At 70.8% G+C, this 3,451-nt stretch carries 5 protein-coding genes; 2 read left to right on the plus strand and 3 right to left on the minus strand.

What is annotated here, in order from left to right; genetic code table 11:
* Nucleotides 1-347: DUF6421 family protein (locus CQ044_RS19330; RefSeq protein ID WP_258133385.1), on the minus strand; the 347-nt coding region annotated here is incomplete at its 3' end.
* A 72-nt stretch (nucleotides 348-419) separates the two neighbouring features.
* Between CQ044_RS19330 and CQ044_RS19335 the strand changes: the two genes are divergently transcribed.
* The gene (locus CQ044_RS19335) at nucleotides 420-872 is read left to right on the plus strand and encodes an Lrp/AsnC family transcriptional regulator (RefSeq protein WP_105689974.1); all 453 of its coding nucleotides are present in this window, start codon (nucleotides 420-422) and stop codon (nucleotides 870-872) included.
* A 45-nt stretch (nucleotides 873-917) separates the two neighbouring features.
* Here CQ044_RS19335 and CQ044_RS19340 read toward each other — a convergent pair whose 3' ends face one another.
* Nucleotides 918-1,340: a group III truncated hemoglobin gene (locus CQ044_RS19340; protein WP_105689975.1), complete on the minus strand. Its 423-nt coding sequence runs from the start codon at nucleotides 1,338-1,340 to the stop codon at nucleotides 918-920.
* A 39-nt stretch (nucleotides 1,341-1,379) separates the two neighbouring features.
* On the opposite strand from CQ044_RS19340, the gene CQ044_RS19345 reads away from it, so the two are divergent.
* Nucleotides 1,380-2,696 carry an aminotransferase class I/II-fold pyridoxal phosphate-dependent enzyme gene (locus CQ044_RS19345; protein ID WP_105689976.1) on the plus strand — a complete coding sequence of 439 codons (1,317 nt, stop codon included), beginning with the start codon at nucleotides 1,380-1,382 and terminating at the stop codon, nucleotides 2,694-2,696.
* An 80-nt stretch (nucleotides 2,697-2,776) separates the two neighbouring features.
* Here CQ044_RS19345 and CQ044_RS19710 read toward each other — a convergent pair.
* On the minus strand, nucleotides 2,777-3,451 hold a 675-nt coding region (locus tag CQ044_RS19710), incomplete at its 5' end, for an HNH endonuclease signature motif containing protein (protein WP_181158399.1).

The following is a 3,451-nucleotide window of genomic DNA, read 5'->3' on the forward strand; positions in this document are numbered from 1 at the left end:
TGCTGCTGCGGCTGGAACGCGACCAGCGAATCGAGGAAGTCCGGCACCCCGAACCCCTCCGCAACCCACCGCTCGAAGTCCTTCACGGACGCCTCGAGGTACTCCGCGTCATGGGGGAAAGCCGGGGCGAGGGCGCGGATCCCCGCGATGATCGCCGCGACATGCCCGCGGGCCGCATCATGGTCGCCCGCGTTCGGGACGGAACCGTCCTTGACCTGCAACGGACGCAACGCGACCGCAGCATCCTTGAGAAGAGCCCACGCGGCACTGCTCTCGGCCACGGACGCGTCCTCCACGACCTCGGGCTCGCCGATGAAAGCGTTGCTGGGAGTGGTGATGAGGGACATCGGGACCTCCGATCGGGGACAATGCAGGAAATATTCCTGCAAATATTCGTTGACTCAGGTATTATTTCACGTATGGACGATCCTGTCGATCTCGCGATCCTTGCCGCCATCTCCCAGGACGGGCGGGCCACGCTCGCGCACCTGTCAGAGAGCGTGGGGCTGTCGGTGTCGGCCGTGCAGGCGCGGCTGCGGCGCCTCGAATCGCGCGGCGTGATCTCGGGCTACCGGCCCGTGATCGATGCCGAGGCGGTGGGCAAGCCGCTGGCCGCCTTCATCGAGATCACCCCGCTGGATCCCGCTCAGCCCGACAATGCTCCGGAGCTGCTCGAGCATCTCGACGCGATCGAGGCGTGTCATTCGATCGCGGGCGACGCCAGTTACATGCTGTTCGTCCGGGTCACCTCTCCGCGGCACCTGGAGCAGCTCGTGCGCGACATCCGGCTCGCCGCGAACGTGAGCACCCGCACGACCGTCGTGCTGCAGACGTTCTACGAGCACCGCCCGGTGGTGCCGGCGGCGCGCTGACCCGAGTCCGGCCTCCGTCGGGTCCCGCCTCCGTCGGGATCCGCCTCAGGCGGGATCGGCGTCGGGGCGGATCCGGATCGTCTCCAGCAGGCTCCCGGACAGCCCTTGGAGGCGGCGCTGCATGGACAGCCCGATGCGCTCGGCCTGTTGTTTCGCAGCATCGGCGACCGGGCCCTCGTGCAGGTCGTCGACCGTGGTGTTCCACAGGAGCATCCAGCGATCGAAGTGCTCCGCGGTCAGCGGGTGCTTCGCGTTCACCGCGGAGTGCAGGGCGAGCGCGTTGCGGTGGTAGCCGCCGGCCTGGAACAGCACGCTCTCCCAGAAGTCGCCCATGATCGGCAGATGGTGGTCGAGGTCCATGCGGGCGACGTCCGTGAAGATCCGCCCGATCAGCGGATCCTGGAACGCGGTCTCGTAGAACGTCCGCACCAGCACGAGGATGTCGTCGCGATCGCGGATGTCGGCCATGCCTCCAGGGTAGGCCGCGGCTGCCCATAGGCTGAGGGCGTGACCGACACGGCGATCCAGGGCAGCACGGCGCATGAGATCGCCGACTCGATCCGCGCCCTGATCGGATCCGGCACGCTCGTCGCGGGCGAGGGCCTGCCCACCGTGCGGGGCCTCGCGGACAGTCTGGGCGTGAACCGCAACACCGTGGCCGCCGCCTACCGTGCGCTCGCACGTGCCGGCGCCGTGGAGAGCCGGGGTCGCGGTGGCACCGTGGTGTCCGGTCCCGTCCGTACCGAGGAGGAGGGCTTCGCGGCGGAGACCGTGCTGCGCGACCTCGGCAGCGGCAACCCCGATCCCGACCTGCTGCCCCTGCCCGTGCTCGCCGAGGTCGATCTGCGCACGCCGGCGCTCTACGGCGACGCGCTCATCGACGAAGGTCTGCGCACCTGGGCGACGGGATGGCTGGCAGAGGCGCAGCCGCGTCCCTTCGAGCTTTCCGTGACCTCGGGCGCGGTCGATGCGCTCGAGCGGCTCCTCGTGGCCTCGCTCGCGCACGGCGACGTGGTCGGCCTCGAGGATCCGTGCTTCCTCTCCAGCATCAACGTGGTCCGGCTCGGCGGTTACCGCACGGTCGGCATCCCGCTCGACGAGGAGGGCATCACGGTCGCGGGCCTGCGCGCGGCGATCGACGCGGGCGCTCGCACGGTCGTGTGCACGCCGCGCGCGCACAATCCCACGGGCATCAGCCTCACCGCCGAGCGCGCGGAGGCGCTGCGAGAGGTGTTCGCCGAGGCCCCGCACGTGCTCATCATCGAGGACGACCACTACTCGCTGCTGTCGCGCCGGCCGTATCACTCCGTGATCCCTGACGGGCACCCGCGCTGGGCGCTCGTGCGGTCGATGTCGAAGTTCCTCGGGCCGGATCTGCGGCTCGCGCTGCTCGCCTCGGATCCTGATACCGCAGCTCAACTGCGCACCCGGCTCTCGCCGGGGAAGACCTGGGTCAGCCGGATCCTGCAGCGGGTCGCGGTGGGCATGCTCGACCACCCGGACACCCCGGCCGCGCTCGAGCGCGCGGGCGCGCACTACGCGGAGCGCGGCGACGCACTGCGCGCCCTGCTGCGCGAGCGCGGCATCACGGTGCGCGGCGACGACGGCCTGAACGTATGGGTGGAATGCGGCGTCGACGGTCGCGCCGTGTCCGAGGCGATGATGCGCCGCGGCTGGCTGGTGCGCACGGGCGGCGGGTTCCTGCTCGAGGCGGACGAGGCCTCGCCGCAGATCCGGCTCACCGCGCACACCCTCGACGACGCCGAGCTGCGCACCCTCGCCGACGACCTGCGCGCCGCGATCTCCGACGCCCTCCGGCGCTAGATCGCGCCAGATCGGAAGCGCGGTTCGCCTGCTGGGGCGGGCCGGGAAGGATGGTGCGCGGCTCAAGGTCCGCAGCTGTCTCAGAATCGGGAGGTCTCTGGGTCGGGTTCCGGTGGTGGGTCCGGGTCCGGGTCCTCGACGGTGAAGGTGACGGGTGCGGGCGGTTTGTCGGTGTAGGTGGCCCCGGTGGGGCTGGTCCATTCGAGGATTCCGGCGCCGCGTTGTTTCACTGTCCATGCGGTCTGGTGTTTGAGGACGTGGTGGCGGCGGCAGAGTCCGCCGAGGTTGCCTTCGTCGGTGGGTCCGCCGTGGGCGGCGTCGATGGTGTGGTCGAGGTCCTGCGCGGCGGGTGGGAGTCCGCAGGTCGGGAACCGGCACCGGGAGTCGCGGGCGTGCAGGAGCCGGCGGAGGTCGGCGTTGGGGCGGTAGTGGTCGACGGCGAGGATCGCCCCGGTGACAGGGTGGGTGAGGACCCGTTCCCAGGCGGTGGCTCCGCCGGCGAGGGTGCGGGCGGTGTTGGTGTCGATGGGTTGTCCGCCGGCGAGTTCCGCGGGCTGTTCGGTACGGACACCGAACGCGGTCCCGGATCCCGTCGCGGTCCCGGATCCCGCCCGGCTCGTGCCGTCCACCTTGTCCGCCGCCAGCAGGGTGAGCACGGGCACGGTGACCTCGACCCGCGCCTGGATCGCGGACAGGAGCCCGGCGTCGGTGTCGTGCCCGGATGCTGCGCCGGTGAGCAGGGTGTCCGCGCACAA

Origin of the sequence: Microbacterium sp. MYb64, from assembly GCF_002979495.1 — a bacterium.
GTDB classification, from domain to species: domain Bacteria; phylum Actinomycetota; class Actinomycetes; order Actinomycetales; family Microbacteriaceae; genus Microbacterium; species Microbacterium azadirachtae_A.